This window comes from Nocardia sp. NBC_01499 (assembly GCF_045040275.1).
In the GTDB taxonomy this organism is placed as follows: Bacteria; Actinomycetota; Actinomycetes; order Mycobacteriales; family Mycobacteriaceae; genus Nocardia.
This window is the reverse complement of record NZ_CP109426.1, coordinates 2,367,531-2,383,246: the sequence shown is the minus strand read 5'-3', so window position 1 is coordinate 2,383,246 and position 15,716 is coordinate 2,367,531. Positions and strand designations below refer to the sequence as shown.

The window sequence follows — 15,716 nt, the reverse complement described above, 5'->3', positions numbered from 1 at the left end:
AAGTCGAGGTTGTCGACGATGCCGTAGCGATTGGAGAGGCAGGCCCGCAGCACGCCCGGCCGGTTCGGGTGCCCGGAAGTGAACAGCCGCAACAGAAATGGTTTGTCATCGGGATCAGGTGCGAGGTCCCGGCCGAGGGGGCCGTGAAGGAGGCCGTTGATGTTGGCGTCGTAGAGGTCTAGGCGGTCTTCCTCGCGGAGCCATCGCAGATAGCCCCCGAGGATTTTGAGTTTGGTGCCGATCTGGGAATCTGCCGCGAGCGTGGGCAGATAGAGCCCGGCGACGTCGGTGACGCCGTTGTCATCGATGACCGGCGGCACATCGACCAGTTCGAGCATGCCGTCGCGGGCACGCATCGAGGCGGCTGGTGCGACGACATCAATCTTGCTCGCTTGCTGCTGTTGCAGCAGTGCGACCATGTCGCCGAAATCGGCATGACGAACGAACTGTGGATTCGACACAAGGAGGCCTTTCCGAGAGAGAGGGGGACGGCAGAAACTTTAACGGCCGCGAAATATGTTGCAGAGCAACCTTGTTCAGCTGGTTTGGCGACGAGGTCGGTATCGGCCTGACACGAAGTGCCGCGAGGGGTACTACGGGGGTCCAACGGTGGGTGCCTGCACAGGGGAGTGCGCGGGTGCCGCGTAACCAGGCGAGCACGGCGGTCAGGGTCGGCGCGCCGACAACGGTGACTCCAGTGCACACGCCGAACTCGGGAAGCAGCGGTTCCGGCACGACAGCATGGGTGATGCCCAGCGCCGGAGCAGGATCGAACGCGGCCCAGGTCCCCTCGACCGAGCGCAGCGAACCGTCGAGACCGAACTCGGCTGCGAACATGATCTTGTCCAAACAGGGTGAACGCACTGCCCCTGTGGCTGCCAGGATCGACACACCCACTGCCAGATCAGCGATACCGCCAGGCCGCGGCATACGAGGAATCGACAAGTGCACCACGGTATCCGGCCACACCTCGCCGCTATTGAGCAGCGCGGCCCGCACGCGATCCCGGCACTCCGGAGCCAAGTTCGTACACCGCGAGTCGGCAGGGGAGGAGGCACTGAGAGTCGCTGTCACCGGTAACGGCTCGGCGCGCTCACCTGCCAACGTGACCGACCACACCACTGCCCGGTTCATCGAAGACCCCGCTCTACGGCCAGAGGTTCGGTGGCAGTGGCTGATTGATGCGCGGCCGACGGTGAGGCAGGCAGAGCGGCGGTGACATCGTCGGCGCACGTCAACAGACGGGCACGCCCATCGACGATCATGCGATGGCAACCCACGGATGCCGCCGAGGTGACCGGTCCCGGCACCGCCCATGCCGGGCGCTGGAGCCGGTTGGCCCAGCCGATGGTGTTGGTGGTGCCGCTGCGGAGCCCGGCTTCGACCGCGATCACGGCGGACGAGAGCCCGGCGGTCAGCCGATTCCGCGCCAGAAAATGGTCCTTATAGGGGATCGTCCCGGGTGGGTATTCGCTCAAGATCAGCCCTGACTCGGCGATCTGGGCAAGGAGCCGCTCATGGGCGGCGGGATAGGCACGGTCGACCCCGCACGCGAGGACCGCGATGGTCGCGGTATCGGTGGCGAGAGCGCCACGATGAGCGACGGCGTCGATTCCGAAGGCGGCGCCGGAGATGATGGTCCAGCCGCGTGCCGCTAGATCGCTGGTGATGTCGGAGGTGACTTGGTTTCCGTACTCGGTGCTCGCTCGGGCTCCGATGATCGCGATCGCGCGGTTGGTCACAACGCGCAATGGCAGTGGTCCACGAGCCCACAATGCCACCGGGGCAACGAATTCCGGGTTATCGCTGTCGGTGTCGAATGCGCGTAGGAGATCGGCCGGCCACTCGTTATCGTCCGGGGTGATCAGACGGCCACCGAGGCGATGTAGGTGATCCAGATCCCGCGCCGCGGTGTCGAAGCTGCTGCCACGCTCGAGAACGCGACGGTCGAGCGCGACCGGGACATCGCCGGCCACCACTGCGGTGGCGGCCTGCTCGACGCCCAACTGTGCGATCAGGTTCTGTAGCGGGCGGCACGGACCTGATGCCGCCCGCGACAATAGTGCCCAGGCCTGGCGCCGCGCATCGGTGCTCATCGCCACGCCTTGCCGCACAACGAGAACCGGGCACGGTAGCGCTGCCCGGCACCGAAACGGATACTGAGCCTGCGCCTGGCTCGGCGACGATCGGGTGAGGTGCGGTGGGTGACGGTACTGGTCAGGCAGATTCGCCCTGATGCCGAAAGATGAACGAACAACAGCTGATTCATGGCGTAGCTCCTTGTGTAGTAGCCCGGTGGCGGGCCTGGACCGATGGGGCAACTAGCCCGACGGGTTTTCGCGGATGCGGTGACGCGTTCGAACACCTCTAGGCGATGCGCCTACCGGACCAGTAGGTCCACCGCAGCGGTGAGAGAGAGTAAAACCGTTGATGCAGAAGCAAATTGGACAGTGGCCATCTGGCACTGAGCGCGGTGAACGAAGCAGCTGCTGTGCGAGCCGGTGGGGCGGTGGGCGCACTCAACCGACACCGGCGGCGCAGTAGCGGGGTCAAGCGGAGCTTGACCCCGCGGCCGCCGGTGTAGAGTGCGCCGGCCCACCGACCCGACCGGCAAGCCAGCGAGAAACCAACGATCAATCTCGCGAATTACGTTGGAGTCGAACTCTTTCCGGAGGGATCGAGAGAGCTCTGGGGTTCTGGTTCTGCGTAGGCCGATATGGTGGCGATGTCGAGGCCTGCTTGCCAGTTCCGCCACGCGCCCTCAATCGAGGGGCGTGACCTGTGTGAGGCGACCAAGACCGCGTAGGCACGGCCGAAATCGATGGCTTCACCGGAGCCGATGCCGGCGGCGTCGCAATAGCCTCGTGCGTAGCCGATCGCTTCGAAGCACATCACGTGAGCCTGATGGTTTTCGATCGCCTGTAACCACTGCTCGTCGGTCGGTATCCGGTTCATGACGAGGCCTCGGGCGTGTCGATCTCGATGCCGAGTCCTCGCATGAGCTCGGCGCCAGATCGACCGAGTCGACGCATGGTCAGCGGGTCCATGCCCGTTGCCAGCGACGCGTCGAGCAAGATCGCGAAGTGATGATAGGGAACGGCATCCAGCGCAGTCTGCAAGGCGATCCCAGCGAGGGGGCCTTCGCCGCGAACGTAGGCGCTGTAGGCCAGCAGCGTCGCGGCTTCGGCGCGTTCGGGACTAGGCAGGGTTCGGGTCAGATGTGACCACAGGGATTCAGCCGGACGCGCGTAGTTGCTCAGCGCAGTAGCAAACAATCCATCTCGGACACGGCGATCAGCCAACAGCGCGGCGACCTCGGCGGTTCGATAATCCGTTGGCAGGCAACCTGAATCGAGTGCAGCGATCACCTTGAGCACCCGTTTGAGCGCCCACCGGGTGCCGCCATCGGGATCTCCGTCAAGTCGTTTCGCTGAATACCGGTGCTGCACTGTGGCCCTCGCCGACGGCAACAACCGGCTGACCTGTTCGGCCTTTTCCTGATCCAGCTCCACCAAGGCGACCAGCTCAGCACGGGAAGCGAAGACCTGTTTGTCCACGGCGCTCAGGGCCACTGCGGCTACCGAGGTTTCTGGGTCCGGAATCAAACCCCGGTCAGGGTGCCCGAGCACACTCCACCACAGCTGCCCTTCCTCGATCGCAGCTGTCGCCCAGCTGCCCTCCAGGCCGATCTCGGCATCAGCGAGATGCTGGGCAACGGAAGCGATCAGCGCGACGTTTCCTCCGCGCTCATCTGTGGCCCCGGGAGGGGGAGGGGTGGTGACTCGGTCATCGACAATGACTGCCAGGACCTCGGTGGAGTCGGCAGAATCACAGATCCTGATGACAGCATCGGCAATGATTTCAGCAAGATCGCCGGTGAATTCAGGAGGCAGTTCGAGGTCGAATCGCAGAACCGCAGACACGAATGCTGAACCAATCTGGGGCTCACACGCGGAATCTGTCAGCACCACCACGAGCAGGGACCGCTCAGGAACAAAGCCGAGCATGGCCGGAACTGCGGCGACGAGATCGCCGGGCTCATCAAGATAGGACACGGGAACTCCTTTGCTGGAGAATAGGATTGGAGCGAACAAACCGAATCCATCGGTCCGCCGCCGCCCGCCGACGGCGAGCGCTCAACCCACCCCAGGCCTCGCTACGAGTCGTTGGGCGGTGGGCGCACTCCAGCTACGCCGGTGGCCGCCCACGGGCGTCAAGGCGCACGCCCTTCGCGCCTTGACCCCGTCGCCACCGGCGTAGAGTGCGCCCGCCCGCCGCCCAACGACTCAGCGTGATGTTGGGCTACAGGCCAGCCAAGGTGCACCGGTTTCGGCGGTCGTCCTATTCAGGGGTGCCAAATCCTGATTCATTAGTATCGGCGGCATATTACGCCCTGCAATTGATATGGGCATCCGACCAGTTAAGGGATGGCAGTGAACTCCAAACGCGGTAAACGTCAGCGTGTTTGGCATTCCTGTCTTCTGTATCCTGACAAGGTGCTGCTCAACGCGTAGTATCGCAAATAAGGAGCAAAGCAATGGTGCCGCGTTATGAGGCTGCCGCGGTGGCTGCCGCATTGGGTTTACCCGCCGTCGAGTTTCTGGCTGCGGGAGCGTTCGGAGATACGTGGCGCGCCGATGGGCGAGCGGTGAAGATCATCTGCGACGACGGCTACCCACCAGAACGCGTTATGCGTGAGGTCGCCGGATTGTCTCGCGTGGACAGCCCGTATGTGGTGAAGCTCCTTGAAACCGGAGTCGTCCATCTCGGCGGAACCGACCGGCCCGCACTGACATTCGAGTACATTTCCGGCGGCGATCTCGGACACAAGGTAGCAGCAGGAATCCGGCCTACGAGTGCGGAAGCTCTGGAACTATTGCGTGGACTGCTGACCGGCCTGCGCGATCTCCATGACGCTGACGGCACGGTTCACCGCGACATCAAGCCCGAGAACATCGCCTTACGGCACGGGAACTGGAACGCTCCGGTAATCCTGGATCTTGGCCTCGCTAAGTCGGTGTCGGAGAAGACGGTGACTGTGTACCCCGGCTTCTTGGGGACGTGGCCTTGGGCGTCTCCCGAGCAACACGAAGGCAAGCCAGCGCGGAAAACCTCGGATCTGTTCTCGGTCGGTGCCACCGTGAGATACGCGATCACCGGCGAACATCCCTTTTTCGAGGCCGGCCGGAGCTACACGATCGATGAGGTTCTCGCCGCGATCGAGGCGGGGCCCAAGCCGTTGCCGTCGTTCGTCTCTCCGCAGGTCGGAACGGTCCTGGACCGTTTGGTCCGATTCGTTCAGAACGAGCGCGGCAGTACCAGCAGCAACCTCAAGAAATTGGCGGGACAGTCATGAGTGATCCCCAGGATGATGCGCAGGAAGAAGCTCTGCTGGACTGGGACGATCCGGAGGACGACGAAGATGCGCAGGAGGAGGACGGCTCGGACCTCGACGACGTAATCGCGGATTCTCAGGGACCGCGGGTCGTCACCGAACTTCCCGGCGGCGTGGGTGCGCTCGTGCTGACAGGACGCGGAGCTGGCAGAACCGTGGTTCCGCCATCCTCCGCGACCGGCAACACGACACAATCCGCCAGCGGGCTGCCGACCCGAGACGAAGCGCTCAGCGGTAGTAGACCTCTGATGATCGTTCATTGCCCGCACCGAGATCGACGTGACATCCCCCACCTGCTTGCGTCGATTCTGACGGCGACGTCAGGAAATGTCGGGCTGGGCGCAGCTGTGCGGCTGCCGACAGCGACCGCCACTGCCCACACAAACTGGTTAGATGACTGCGCGGCAGCAGTTCTCCGCATTGCCGATCCCGCGTGCTATCTCCTTGATCCCTCGATCGTCCGGGTGAAAGCAGTCTCGACGCGATCGAAAAAATGGTGGCCGTACCTTGCGAGTCCATCGCCATCCGTCGACGAGGTGCTGGATGCCCAGCGCGCCGTCGGCGCCAATCTCTTGCTTTCTCCTGGTCGGGCAGTGGATCCGTCAGGCGGGCAGAAGGCGCTTGATGATGCATTCGACGAGGCCACTCGCGCTCTGGAATTATTGGCTGGTGGAGAACGCCTCGCGTTGAACCTCACCCTGCCAGGGCAGTGGTTGAGCAGCCCGACGGCGCGGAACATGCTGCTCGATCAACTGCTGGATCAAGATCAGTTCCGTGTATGGCACATTCGCGTGCAGTGGCCAGCAGCGCTGTCGCCCTACCAACAACCGGTGGATCTGAATCTCCTGCGCGGATACAAACGCCTGGCGCAGATCGCCGAAGACGAAGAACGGATCCTGCTGCTGCCGCAGACTGGTCTGACGGGATGGCTACAGCTTGGATTTGGTGCAACCGGGTTCGGTGCCGGACCCTGGAGTTCCAGCCACGCATTCAAAGAAGAGAAAGAGCAGGGTGGCGGAGGGGGAAACCCTGAGGTGCAGCGTTATTTCGAGCCGACATTGCTGCATACCATCGAACGAAGCGTGCACGACGTGCTGAGCTCAGACCCGGAGTATGTCACCTGCAACTGCCCGTTTTGCCCCGTTTTGCTCTCGGGTGGAGTCTGGAACCATCGCCTTGCGAAGCAACACCAGCTGCATTGGCTTGGTCGCCTGTCAGGCGACGCAGCGTTGAATGGCAGGACCCTGGCATCGCAGGTGAGACACACCGTGCAAGCAGCCCTATCTGAGCGGAGCCGGTCTCTCCTGTCTGGACTCAATGTGCCGGCGCATCTGCAAGCCTGGGATCAGATCCTGTAGTGGCGAGGAGAGTCTTGCCGAACACTTGTGGAATATCGCCAGATACGCGACCGGTTAGGTACAACCCGGCTGTTCGTTCAGCGAGCAGTTCCCGCTCAACAGGGCGAGGCCGTGGCTCACTGGGCTTTATTAGAGGCAGAACCGAACCATCGGACGACACTGTCGCGAGGCCGACACCGTAGGTGAAAAACCACTGCGGGTTGTTCGCAGCTGCTCGGCCGGAGGCCGCATCGATCGCAACCCATGCCGCATCCGCCACCGAGGTGTGCCGAGATGCCTGTGCGACAGCTCCTCGCCAATCACGCAATTTGGCCTCGACAGTCACAATCCGCTTGGCTAAAGACCGAAACCGGTACGTCGTCCTCCAGTCCGCACCGGTTTTTTCGAGATGCCCGCCCGCGACGAGTCGCGGCAGTACCGACCGTCGAAGGTGAGTCGGCGTCAGATCGACTACTGTCGCCATGTCATCGACGGTCCAGGTCTTGGTAGCCCAACTTCTACTCTGCGCGGCTGCCATCATCACACGGACCTCTGCGAGGTCAGCCAAAGTTGACCGATCGGCGCGCTGAGTGAGGGCCACATCGTCGAAATGGACGAAGACGACATCAGGCACCCCGGCTGTGCAGGGGACCTCGAAAAGCGTCTGCATCCGTTTGCCGAACAGCGTCGACTTGGCCAGGTGGGTGAGCATGTCGGCTTCCGCCCGGAAACGGGATGGCCGCGAGGGCGCTGTCACAATAGTCACTCTAGTCACGTTGCCTCTCGCGGAGGACCAGGTCAGAAATGCTGACTGTATAGGTCATACACGTCGCGATGTCCTGAAGGTCGTAGAGCCGAACGACTGTTCCGACCGTGAAGGCGGCGCGTGTGTACGCCTCGTTCTGAAACTGGATTCTGCATCCGCCATATGGAGTGTTCTGGACCTTCTTGTGTAGTCATTGCTTCTGTTGGGATCCTTGAACCACTTATTACCGCACAATTTTTCGGTTGATCGTAGGGCAGCGCCAATTTCGTGAGGTTCAGCGAAGTCCGGCGGGAGGGGGCGTGCCGATGGATGGCGATGTGGAAGTTTCTGGCGAGAATCCACCGAGGAAACTTGGGGTCGAAGACGGGGTGGCTATCCGAACGGATGTGTGCGAGTTGGCAACTCCTGCGGAGGCGGCCGCCTTTCTTCGGACGACCGTAGCGAAACTTGCCAACGACCGTTACATGGGTGTCGGCCCGGGCTACCTGAAGTATGGCCGCAATGTGCTGTATCCATGGAAATGCTTACGGGCGTTCGTCGATGAGCATACGGTCCGCGGCCTGTAGGCCGGCGCAGCGTACTCGCTGGCAATTGTATAGCTACATTTAGCGCCTTCCGCTCATCCGATGGGTTCCATACGCTCTCCGCCGCACGGCAAAAGCCGAGTGACGGTCCCGTCGCGACGGAGCGGACGGGCGGATGGAAGAGGGTGACGCGTATGCCTCGAAGAGCGTTGAAGCCGGGCGAACCGGGAGACCCGAGTGAGCCGGAGTGGAACGAAGATCGGCAGGTTTTTGAAACCCATTGCCGGATTGGTGAACCCAAGCCGTTCAAGCCGAGCCTGGTGCGAGCGTCGGGCAAGACCAAACGGCAAGCCAAGGACGCGCTCAAGGCCCGTTGCGCCGAGTGGAAACCGAAAGTTACCTGGGCCGGTAGTTACGACGAGAAGTGCACGGTCGCCGAGGCGGCTCGCGCCTGGCTCGGGTCGTACGAGAAAAACCCCGGGAAGCGTCCACAGAACGGTAAGTCGTACCGCAACGAGATCGAGCGATCGACGAGTGCTCGGGCCAAGAAGGACAAGTTCGTGATCGTCGGTTCGACGCTGGGGCGGATGAAAGCCGTGGATGTCAAGCCGTACCACATCCGGCTCCATCTCGAGCAATTGAACTGGAGCACAACGAAACAAGAGGTCCACAAGGCGCTGCTGCGCATGACGTTTCAGATGCTGGTGGAGGACGGGCTGCTGGATTTCAACCCGGTTGCCACGGTGAAAATCCATGGACGCGCGGGGCATCGACGGAAGACAGGTCGGGCCGGAGCGGTCAACCCGTACTTCCCGGACGAGCCGCAGCCTTTGACACCCGAGGAGATGTGCCGGTACTGGGAACTCGAAGCGGCGCGCTTCGCGGATCGCACCCGTCGAACACCGAAGCAGTATCGGGACTACACGATGCTGGCGTACGGGCTGGCGGCGCGCCCGAGCGAAGCGGTGGCGCTGCGGTGGGACGATGTGGACTTCACGTCCGGGACGGTGACGATCGCCGGAACGATCGTCGATTGCTCGCTACGGGTCTGGCAGGTCCACAAGATCATCGACCACTACGAGCTCGCTGAACACGAGATCGTTGTCCGCGGCGACTGGCGAGAGCTCGACGAGGAGGACGTGGTGACGGTGGCGTTTCGCCAACCGTTCACCAAGACTCGCGGTTCCATGCGGACGATCAAGGTCGACGCGGAGTGCCTCGCCATGTTGCGCAAGCGGAAGCTGGCAGCGGCGCCGGGGCAAGCATTGGTCTTTCCGAGCCGGGTCGGCAAGATCTTGCGCACGAACAAGATGTCGATGGTGTGGCACCGGATCGTCAAGGACACCGAGCTGTCGTGGTCGACGCTCAAGACGCTGCGCAGCACCCGCGCGACCAGGGTCGCGGAGGGTCACGGAGTCCCGGCGGCACGGCTGATCCTGGGCCACGAGGAGAACTCCGCTATCACCACGCAGGCGTATGTGAACCTGGAACGACCGGTGGTCGACTTCGCGGACGCCTGGTGAAAACGTTCGCAAAACGTTTACCTGGCGTCTGCGAGCGACTGAGCTCCGGTGTTCTAGCTGGTAGAACCCTCCGCAGGCTGCAACCGCAGCGAGATGGAGTTGATGCAGTAGCGCTTGTCGGTGGGCGTGTTGTATCCCTCGCCCTCGAAGACGTGGCCGAGGTGGCTGTGGCAGTTGGCGCACAGCACTTCGACTCGGTGCATGCCGAGGGTGTCGTCCGATTTCAGGATGACCGCTTCGGATTTCGACGGGTCGAAGAACGACGGCCACCCGCAGTGTGAGTCGAATTTCTCTGTGCTGCGGAACAATTCGGCGCCGCAGGCACGGCATTCGTAGACACCGTCGGTCTTGGTGTCGGTGTATTCGCCGACGAAGGGACGTTCGGTGGCGGCCTCGCGCAGCACCGCGTACTCCTCGGGGTTCAGCTTGGAGCGCCATTCCTGGGGCGTCAGCTGGATCCGCGGCGCGGGCAGGGACGTATCGGCTTCGGAACTCATCACTCCACGCTAATAGGTTTCGCGACCGTCGGCGCGGAACCATTCGCTGGCCTGGGCGAATCGGGCGTGGCAGCCGCGGCGGTCGGCACCGGCTTGAACCAGGTGGGATCGATGCCGAACGCCAGCCGACCTTCGCGCTTCGCGGCCAGATACCGATCACCGAGCACACAGAACACCACGATCAGCAGCAGCCCCCACCCGAAGGTGATGCGCAGATACTCGAGGTCGCGGCCGAAGTGCTGCCAGCCGGGACGTTCGGAGAGCCACTTGTCGTAACTCATGAACCCGAAGATCGCCAACCACGCGGGCCAATTGCGCAGCACCGAATTGCGCAGCACCACCGTCATCAGGAACGGGAACAGCGTCATCGAGTAGTACATCTGACCGAGCGAAGGCAGTAGATACGACGCGGTCAGCAGCACACCGGACGCGGTACACACGAAGAACAGCTCGTCCTCGCGGTAGTAGCGGTACAGCAACCACAGCGAGATGGCGACCAGGACGCCCATGCCGAGTCGCATGCCCCAGATCAGCCACGGCGGCAGCCCGTAATACTCACCGTTGCCCGCGATCGCGCTGTTGAAGTAGTCGCGAGTCTCGAAGATGTAGGGCGCGGTGTGGCTGAGGAACTTCTCCGGATCCTTCGACAACGGCCACGCGATCGCGGTCAGCACCACCGGCACACCCAGCGCGGTGATGAACACCTTCCACTGCCCACGAACAAGCGCGATCAGAAGTAGCGGTACCAGTGTCGGTTTCACCGCGATACTCAACCCGAGCGCGACACCGGCCCAGAGGTCTCGTCGTTTCAGCAGCAGATGCAGGAACAGCATCTCGGCCAGCAGGATGCAGCCGTTGACGTTGGTGAAAACCAGCGTGTTGGTGACCGTCTCCGACATGAACATGGCGAACAGCAACACCGGCGCGACAACCGAATTCAGCGTGAAACGGAACAGCCGCAGCAGCAGGTACCAGGCGAGGATGATCGCGGCCGCGTTCAGCAGGATGAACAGCCAGCGCGCCTTCTCGTAGTCGTGCACCCAGGCCACCGGCGCGATGAGCAGCGTGCCGCTGGGGTAGTACAGGTAGTGCGGATCGACCGAGTCGAAGTTGGCCGTGTACACCGGTCGCCGGTTGAGGAAATCCAGCGATGCCTGGTAGACCGGCCGGAAGTCGTCGGTGATGTAACCGTTGACAGCCTTGATGAAAACCCGGTTCAGCACAGTCATGACCGCGAACGGCCAGAGTGCGAACTTGATCACCTCGGCGGTGGTGCGAGCACTGCGGGGCTCGAGCTGTCGAAGTAACACTGGGGCACGGTACACCGGATCAGGTTCCGTCGGTTCTCCGGACCTGTTCGACGCGCCGCTAGAAGCGCTATTCCGACCGACCGGTCAGGCCGGACAGACGGTCCCGTCGGCGGGCAGTTTCGCGTCCTTCAGATAGTCGACCATGCTCTGCTGCGCGCAACTCGAGTGGGTGGACACCGGGTGACCCCAGCCCTGCCAGGTGAGTCCCGCGTGCCGCGCCCCGGCCGCACCGAGCGCGCCGGCGACCGACGCCTGCCCGGCATTGCCGACCACCGGATCGGCGATGCCGCCGAGCACGAGCACCGCGATATTGAGCTTGTCCGGCATCGCGGGCGCGGCGGACACCGGCCAGGCCGCGCATTCCATCAGCCCGATCGCCGTGTTCTTGCCGAACACCGGGTACTTGGTACCCCAGGTGCCCATCAGTTCCTTGGCCTTGGTCGGGGTCGGCGGTTGCTGAGTGTCGGTGCAGCGGTTGACGAATTGGCCGTCGCCGCCGGTGGCCGCGGACTCGCGCATGATCAGGTTGTTGAGGGCAGTGCGGTCGCCGCGACCGGCTGCGGACAGCGCGTCGGCGAGTTCGCGGATCCGGTCGGCCTGGTCGGCGCGCGGGCTGCCGAGGAAACCGGAGACCGCCGTGAGCACCGCGTTGGCCGAGATGTCGCCGAGCCCACCGGATCCGGCCCTGGTCACCAGATCGATGATCGCGGCGCGCGGGTCAGCGCCGAGCGAACAGCCGATTCCGGTGCAGCGCTGGGCGAATGCGGTGACCGCCGCCTCCGCGCCTTCGAGTTGCTGCTCGGCCCTGGTGACGGCGTCCGCGCCGACGGCCTCGGGGGAGTCGACGACGAGCCGGGCCAGGTGGTCGCCGTACTTGCGGGCATAGCTGAGCGCGACCTTCGCGCCGTTGCCGGAGCCGAGCAGCGCGACGTGGTCGACCTGCCATTGCTTGCGCAGCTGGTCGATGTCGTCGGCGGCGTGCTGTGCGTCGAAGACGCCCTCGTAGGGCTGCAGGAAGTCGCGGCAGGCGATGGTGCCGTCCTGGCTGAACGTGGTCATCGCTTGAACGGGATCGTTTGCGCCAGGCCCGAATTGAGCGTTGTCGGCCAGTCCCTTGCGGACGTCGGGGGGCAGGCAGTCGATCGGCTGCGAGCTGCCGATGCCGCGCCGGTCCACCGCCACGATTGGGCGCGAGGCGAGCAGGGCGCTGGCGGGTCCGGCGGCCAGTCCGGCGAGGGTGGCGGTGGAGGAACGATCCGCGCCGGAGGTGAGGATCAGCGGGGCCGCGTCGGCCGGGGTCTGTGCCAGCCTGGCCCGGATCGCCGCGGTGCGGAAGTTGCCGATCACGCCGCCGCTGGCGTCGATGGGGGTGGTGTACTCCGCGCAGTCGAGGACGAGTCCGGCGGGGGCAGGGCCGAGGCCGAGCAGATCAAGCGTCGGTTTCGTGCAGTCCTTCCACGCCAGGTCGGTCTTGGGCAGCTCGGCGCTCGGCGGCGGGGCCGGAGCGACCGAGGTCGGGGCGATGCCGCCGACCGGTTTGCGCTCGACGGCAACGCCGGGACGGTCCGAGGGGCCCGCCCCACATCCGGCGATCATGATCGAGAGTGTCGCGGCCAGCACGACGGCCCGAGTCCAGCGCATGCGCTACAGCCTGCCAGGTTCGGGCAGTTGTTTCATGCACGGGCCCATCGGGTCAGCATCGTGCCGTCGTCGTCGAGCAGGATATGCGCGCGGGACATGGGCCGGTCGAACTCGTGCGCGGACAGCGAAATTCGCCGCGCCGTGCCGCCGACCAGCAGGGGGGCGGTGGTCAGGCAGAGCTCATCGACCGCGTCGGCGGCCAGCAGCTCGCCGAACAGGTGGGGGCCGCCCTCACACAGCACGCGGTGCAGCCCGCGTTCGGCGAGCACGCGCAGCAGTGCCTTCGGGGTCACCGCGACGTCGCCCGCCTCGATCACGTCTGCCCCCGCGTCGGCGAGTTGTTGTTTGCGGTCCGCGGGGGCGGTGGTCGTGGTGATGATCAACGGCGCGACGGTCGTATCGGTGAGCAGCCGGGCGCCGACATCGATCGCCGCGCTCGCGGTGACCACGGCGATCGGCGGTGCCGAGCCGTCCGGGTGACCGCCGATGCCGCGCTGGTGCAGCGATCGGCGGTGCTTCGGATCGGTCCTGGCGCCGCCGTAGTTCTCGTCACGGGCCGTGCCTGCGCCGACGAGGACCACGTCGGCCAGTTCCCGCAGCATCAGGAACACGGCTTTGTCGGCGGGCGTGCCGAGGCCGGCGGATTGGCCGTCGCTGGTGGCGGCGCCGTCGATGCTCGACACGAAGTTCGCGCGCACCCAGGGTTCGCGAAGGTCTGCCGGGTACGCGTACAACTGCGCGAGGTCGTCCGGTCTCAGGTCTGTGAGCTGGATCGCATTGTGGATACGCTGCATGAACGTAGATCTCACCACGTCATTAGGCTCTGCACATGCAAGAACGCCTCGTCGACCGCCACCCTGAGGTTCCGGCCGACCAGCTCGTCGCCCAGATGGTGCCCCCGCCGATGTTCGACGATGTCAGCTTCGCCTCCTACATTCCAGATCCCAAGGAGCCGAGCCAGGCGGCGGCGGTGCGCAAGGCCGAGGAGTTCGCCGGTGCGGTCGCCAAGATCCATCAGGCGGTGAACAAGAAGAGCCTGTTCGGCAAGAAGAAGCAGATCTCCGGCGCTGGGCTGTATCTGGACGGCGGATTCGGTGTCGGCAAGACCCATCTGCTCGCCTCCATCTTCCACAGCGCGCCGGCGCCGAAGTCGTTCGGCACCTTCGGTGAGCTCACCAATCTCGTTGGCGCCCTTGGGTTCACCAATGCGGTGGAGCGGCTGTCGGCGAACAGCGTGCTGTGCATCGACGAGTTCGAACTCGATGATCCCGGCGACACCATGCTGGTCTCGCGGCTGCTGACCGAGCTGTCCGCGAAGGGCGTTTCGATCGCCGCGACCTCCAACACACTGCCCGGCCAGTTGGGCGAAGGTCGTTTCGCCGCACAGGATTTCCTGCGCGAGATCAAGAAGCTCGGCGCCATCTTCGAGCCGGTGCGCGTCGACGGCCCTGACTACCGGCATCGCGATCTGCCGCCGGCGCCGGAGCCGACCTCGTCGGCGTTGCTGACCGAACGGGCCGCTGCCACACCGGGTTCCACGCTCGACGACTTCGACGATCTGCTGAAGCATCTGAGCACGCTGCACCCGTCGAAGTTCGGCGCGCTGATCGCCGGGGTGTCGTCGGTGTTCATCGCGAACGTGCATCCGGTCACCGATCAGGCCGTGGCGTTGCGCGTCGTGGTGCTGGCCGACCGGCTCTACGACGCGAGCATTCCGGTCACCGTGTCCGGTGCCAAGCTGGACCAGATCTTCTCGCAGGAGATGCTCGACGGCGGGTATCGCAAGAAGTATCTGCGGGCGATTTCGCGCCTGCTCGCCCTGTCCCGCTTCGAGGTCGTGGCGTAAAGACCCCTGGTTTGAACCGTTGATGTTTCATTTGGTTTGCTGTGGTCTCGGGGGAACCGATGATTGGAGCACTCGCATGACCCGCTCGCTTCGCACCCCGATCGCGCTGGCCGCCGGACTGGCCGTCGCCTTCGGGCCGGTGACCGGTGCCGCGCTCGCCGAGCCGACCGCCGCGTCGGCGGTCGCGTTCGACCGTTCGCTGAACCTGCAGGGTGTGCAGAATGCCCGCGATATCGGCGGATACCAGACCGCCACCGGCAAGACGGTCCGCGCGGGCCTGGTCTATCGCACCGGTCAGCTCAACAACGCGACCCCGGCCGACCTCGCCGAGCTGACCGGCCGTCAGGTCCGCGTCGTCGACGACCTGCGCACCGTCTACGAGCGTGCGATCGGCCCGGACAAGGTGCCCGCGGGCGCGGCCGCGAACTGGGACGACGTCATCGGCCAGGCACCGCCCGCGGTCATGGCGAGCACCCTCACCGGCGGCGACAGCCTCTACCGCGCGTTCATCACCGCCCCCGGCGCCAACCAGGCCTTCGCGTCGGTGCTGCGCGACATCATCACTACCGATGGCGCGGTGCTGTTCCACTGCACCGCAGGCAAGGACCGCACCGGCTGGACCGCCGCCGTCCTGCTCACCGTCCTCGGCGTCGACCGCGACACCGTCAACCAGGACTACCTACTGTCCAACCAGTACCGCAACGCCAACCCCAACGATCCGGTCAACGGCGTCCAGCAGCCGTGGCTCGACGCCGCCTTCGACCAGGCGAACCAGACCTACGGCAGCTTCGACAACTACGTGCGCGACGGCCTGAAGTTCTCCGACGCCGACATCGCCGCACTGAAGGCCAAGCTGCTCGCCTGATTCAGGCGCGGT

Annotated in this window: 16 protein-coding genes; 6 read left to right on the top strand and 10 right to left on the bottom strand. The window is 64.4% G+C overall.

All coding sequences use genetic code 11. The annotated features are described in order from the left end of the window. Positions 1–378 precede the first annotated feature (378 nt). The 5 genes from OG203_RS10810 to OG203_RS10790 all read right to left on the bottom strand — a co-directional run bounded on the left by OG203_RS10810 (position 379) and on the right by OG203_RS10790 (position 4,055). Positions 379–1,134 carry a magnesium chelatase domain-containing protein gene (locus OG203_RS10810; RefSeq protein ID WP_405165540.1) on the bottom strand — a complete coding sequence of 252 codons (756 nt, stop codon included), beginning with the start codon at positions 1,132–1,134 and terminating at the stop codon, positions 379–381. Then, positions 1,131–2,096 carry a DNA-processing protein DprA gene (dprA, locus tag OG203_RS10805; protein ID WP_405165539.1) on the bottom strand — a complete coding sequence of 322 codons (966 nt, stop codon included), beginning with the start codon at positions 2,094–2,096 and terminating at the stop codon, positions 1,131–1,133. Before dprA ends, OG203_RS10810 begins: the two co-directional genes overlap by 4 nt. Then, positions 2,093–2,269 carry a hypothetical protein gene (locus OG203_RS10800; protein ID WP_405165538.1) on the bottom strand — a complete coding sequence of 59 codons (177 nt, stop codon included), beginning with the start codon at positions 2,267–2,269 and terminating at the stop codon, positions 2,093–2,095. The genes dprA and OG203_RS10800 overlap by 4 nt, the downstream gene beginning before the upstream one ends. A gap of 377 nt (positions 2,270–2,646) precedes the next feature. Next, positions 2,647–2,955: a hypothetical protein gene (locus OG203_RS10795; RefSeq protein ID WP_405165537.1), complete on the bottom strand. Its 309-nt coding sequence runs from the start codon at positions 2,953–2,955 to the stop codon at positions 2,647–2,649. After that, on the bottom strand, positions 2,952–4,055 hold the full coding sequence (locus OG203_RS10790; RefSeq protein WP_405165536.1) for a DUF4192 domain-containing protein: 1,104 nt from the start codon (positions 4,053–4,055) through the stop codon (positions 2,952–2,954). Before OG203_RS10790 ends, OG203_RS10795 begins: the two co-directional genes overlap by 4 nt. A gap of 482 nt (positions 4,056–4,537) precedes the next feature. Between OG203_RS10790 and OG203_RS10785 the strand changes: the two genes are divergently transcribed. Continuing rightward, the gene (locus OG203_RS10785) at positions 4,538–5,356 is read left to right on the top strand and encodes a serine/threonine-protein kinase (protein WP_405165535.1); all 819 of its coding nucleotides are present in this window, start codon (positions 4,538–4,540) and stop codon (positions 5,354–5,356) included. Beyond that, positions 5,353–6,753, top strand: a complete 1,401-nt coding sequence (locus OG203_RS10780; RefSeq protein WP_405165534.1) for a hypothetical protein — start codon at positions 5,353–5,355, stop codon at positions 6,751–6,753. Before OG203_RS10785 ends, OG203_RS10780 begins: the two co-directional genes overlap by 4 nt. Here OG203_RS10780 and OG203_RS10775 read toward each other — a convergent pair. Further along, positions 6,710–7,444 (bottom strand): hypothetical protein, encoded by a 735-nt coding sequence (locus OG203_RS10775; protein ID WP_405165533.1) that lies wholly within the window; start codon positions 7,442–7,444, stop codon positions 6,710–6,712. The two genes, OG203_RS10780 and OG203_RS10775, sit on opposite strands and share 44 nt — an antisense overlap. A gap of 359 nt (positions 7,445–7,803) precedes the next feature. Here OG203_RS10775 and OG203_RS10770 point away from each other — a divergent pair, with 359 nt between their 5' ends. Further along, on the top strand, positions 7,804–8,064 hold the full coding sequence (locus OG203_RS10770; protein WP_405165532.1) for a hypothetical protein: 261 nt from the start codon (positions 7,804–7,806) through the stop codon (positions 8,062–8,064). Positions 8,065–8,216: 152 nt separating this feature from the next. Next, positions 8,217–9,545 carry a tyrosine-type recombinase/integrase gene (locus tag OG203_RS10765; RefSeq protein ID WP_405165531.1) on the top strand — a complete coding sequence of 443 codons (1,329 nt, stop codon included), beginning with the start codon at positions 8,217–8,219 and terminating at the stop codon, positions 9,543–9,545. Between the two features lie 53 nt (positions 9,546–9,598). Here the strand turns inward: OG203_RS10765 and msrB are convergent, their stop codons facing one another. The 4 genes from msrB to OG203_RS10745 all read right to left on the bottom strand — a co-directional run bounded on the left by msrB (position 9,599) and on the right by OG203_RS10745 (position 13,787). Further along, the gene (gene msrB, locus OG203_RS10760) at positions 9,599–10,042 is read right to left on the bottom strand and encodes a peptide-methionine (R)-S-oxide reductase MsrB (protein ID WP_405165530.1); all 444 of its coding nucleotides are present in this window, start codon (positions 10,040–10,042) and stop codon (positions 9,599–9,601) included. Beyond that, positions 10,042–11,352: a glycosyltransferase family 87 protein gene (locus tag OG203_RS10755; RefSeq protein WP_405165529.1), complete on the bottom strand. Its 1,311-nt coding sequence runs from the start codon at positions 11,350–11,352 to the stop codon at positions 10,042–10,044. The genes msrB and OG203_RS10755 overlap by 1 nt, the downstream gene beginning before the upstream one ends. An 84-nt stretch (positions 11,353–11,436) precedes the next feature. Next, entirely contained in the window at positions 11,437–12,993 is a 1,557-nt protein-coding gene (locus OG203_RS10750; RefSeq protein WP_405165528.1) for an alpha/beta hydrolase, read from the bottom strand. A 32-nt stretch (positions 12,994–13,025) separates the two neighbouring features. Beyond that, a complete protein-coding gene (locus OG203_RS10745) occupies positions 13,026–13,787 on the bottom strand; it encodes a pyrimidine reductase family protein (RefSeq protein ID WP_405167825.1) in 762 nt (253 codons plus the stop codon). 35 nt (positions 13,788–13,822) lie between these two features. On the opposite strand from OG203_RS10745, the gene zapE reads away from it, so the two are divergent. Then, positions 13,823–14,839: a cell division protein ZapE gene (zapE, locus tag OG203_RS10740; protein WP_405165527.1), complete on the top strand. Its 1,017-nt coding sequence runs from the start codon at positions 13,823–13,825 to the stop codon at positions 14,837–14,839. A gap of 76 nt (positions 14,840–14,915) precedes the next feature. Continuing rightward, positions 14,916–15,704, top strand: a complete 789-nt coding sequence (locus OG203_RS10735) for a tyrosine-protein phosphatase (protein WP_405165526.1) — start codon at positions 14,916–14,918, stop codon at positions 15,702–15,704. Positions 15,705–15,716 lie beyond the last annotated feature (12 nt).

Excerpts from the sequence above, each read along its gene's own strand:
- OG203_RS10750 (WP_405165528.1), bottom strand. The coding sequence starts at position 12,993 with ATGCGCTGGACTCGGGCCGTCGTGCTGGCCGCGACACTCTCGATCATG.
- msrB (WP_405165530.1), bottom strand. The coding sequence starts at position 10,042 with ATGAGTTCCGAAGCCGATACGTCCCTGCCCGCGCCGCGGATCCAGCTG.
- OG203_RS10785 (WP_405165535.1), top strand. The coding sequence starts at position 4,538 with ATGGTGCCGCGTTATGAGGCTGCCGCGGTGGCTGCCGCATTGGGTTTA.
- zapE (WP_405165527.1), top strand. The coding sequence starts at position 13,823 with ATGCAAGAACGCCTCGTCGACCGCCACCCTGAGGTTCCGGCCGACCAG.
- OG203_RS10800 (WP_405165538.1), bottom strand. The coding sequence starts at position 2,269 with ATGAATCAGCTGTTGTTCGTTCATCTTTCGGCATCAGGGCGAATCTGC.
- OG203_RS10745 (WP_405167825.1), bottom strand. The coding sequence starts at position 13,787 with ATGCAGCGTATCCACAATGCGATCCAGCTCACAGACCTGAGACCGGAC.
- OG203_RS10775 (WP_405165533.1), bottom strand. The coding sequence starts at position 7,444 with ATGCTCACCCACCTGGCCAAGTCGACGCTGTTCGGCAAACGGATGCAG.
- OG203_RS10765 (WP_405165531.1), top strand. The coding sequence starts at position 8,217 with ATGCCTCGAAGAGCGTTGAAGCCGGGCGAACCGGGAGACCCGAGTGAG.
- OG203_RS10735 (WP_405165526.1), top strand. The coding sequence starts at position 14,916 with ATGACCCGCTCGCTTCGCACCCCGATCGCGCTGGCCGCCGGACTGGCC.
- OG203_RS10810 (WP_405165540.1), bottom strand. The coding sequence starts at position 1,134 with ATGAACCGGGCAGTGGTGTGGTCGGTCACGTTGGCAGGTGAGCGCGCC.
- OG203_RS10780 (WP_405165534.1), top strand. The coding sequence starts at position 5,353 with ATGAGTGATCCCCAGGATGATGCGCAGGAAGAAGCTCTGCTGGACTGG.
- OG203_RS10770 (WP_405165532.1), top strand. The coding sequence starts at position 7,804 with ATGGATGGCGATGTGGAAGTTTCTGGCGAGAATCCACCGAGGAAACTT.
- dprA (WP_405165539.1), bottom strand. The coding sequence starts at position 2,096 with ATGAGCACCGATGCGCGGCGCCAGGCCTGGGCACTATTGTCGCGGGCG.
- OG203_RS10795 (WP_405165537.1), bottom strand. The coding sequence starts at position 2,955 with ATGAACCGGATACCGACCGACGAGCAGTGGTTACAGGCGATCGAAAAC.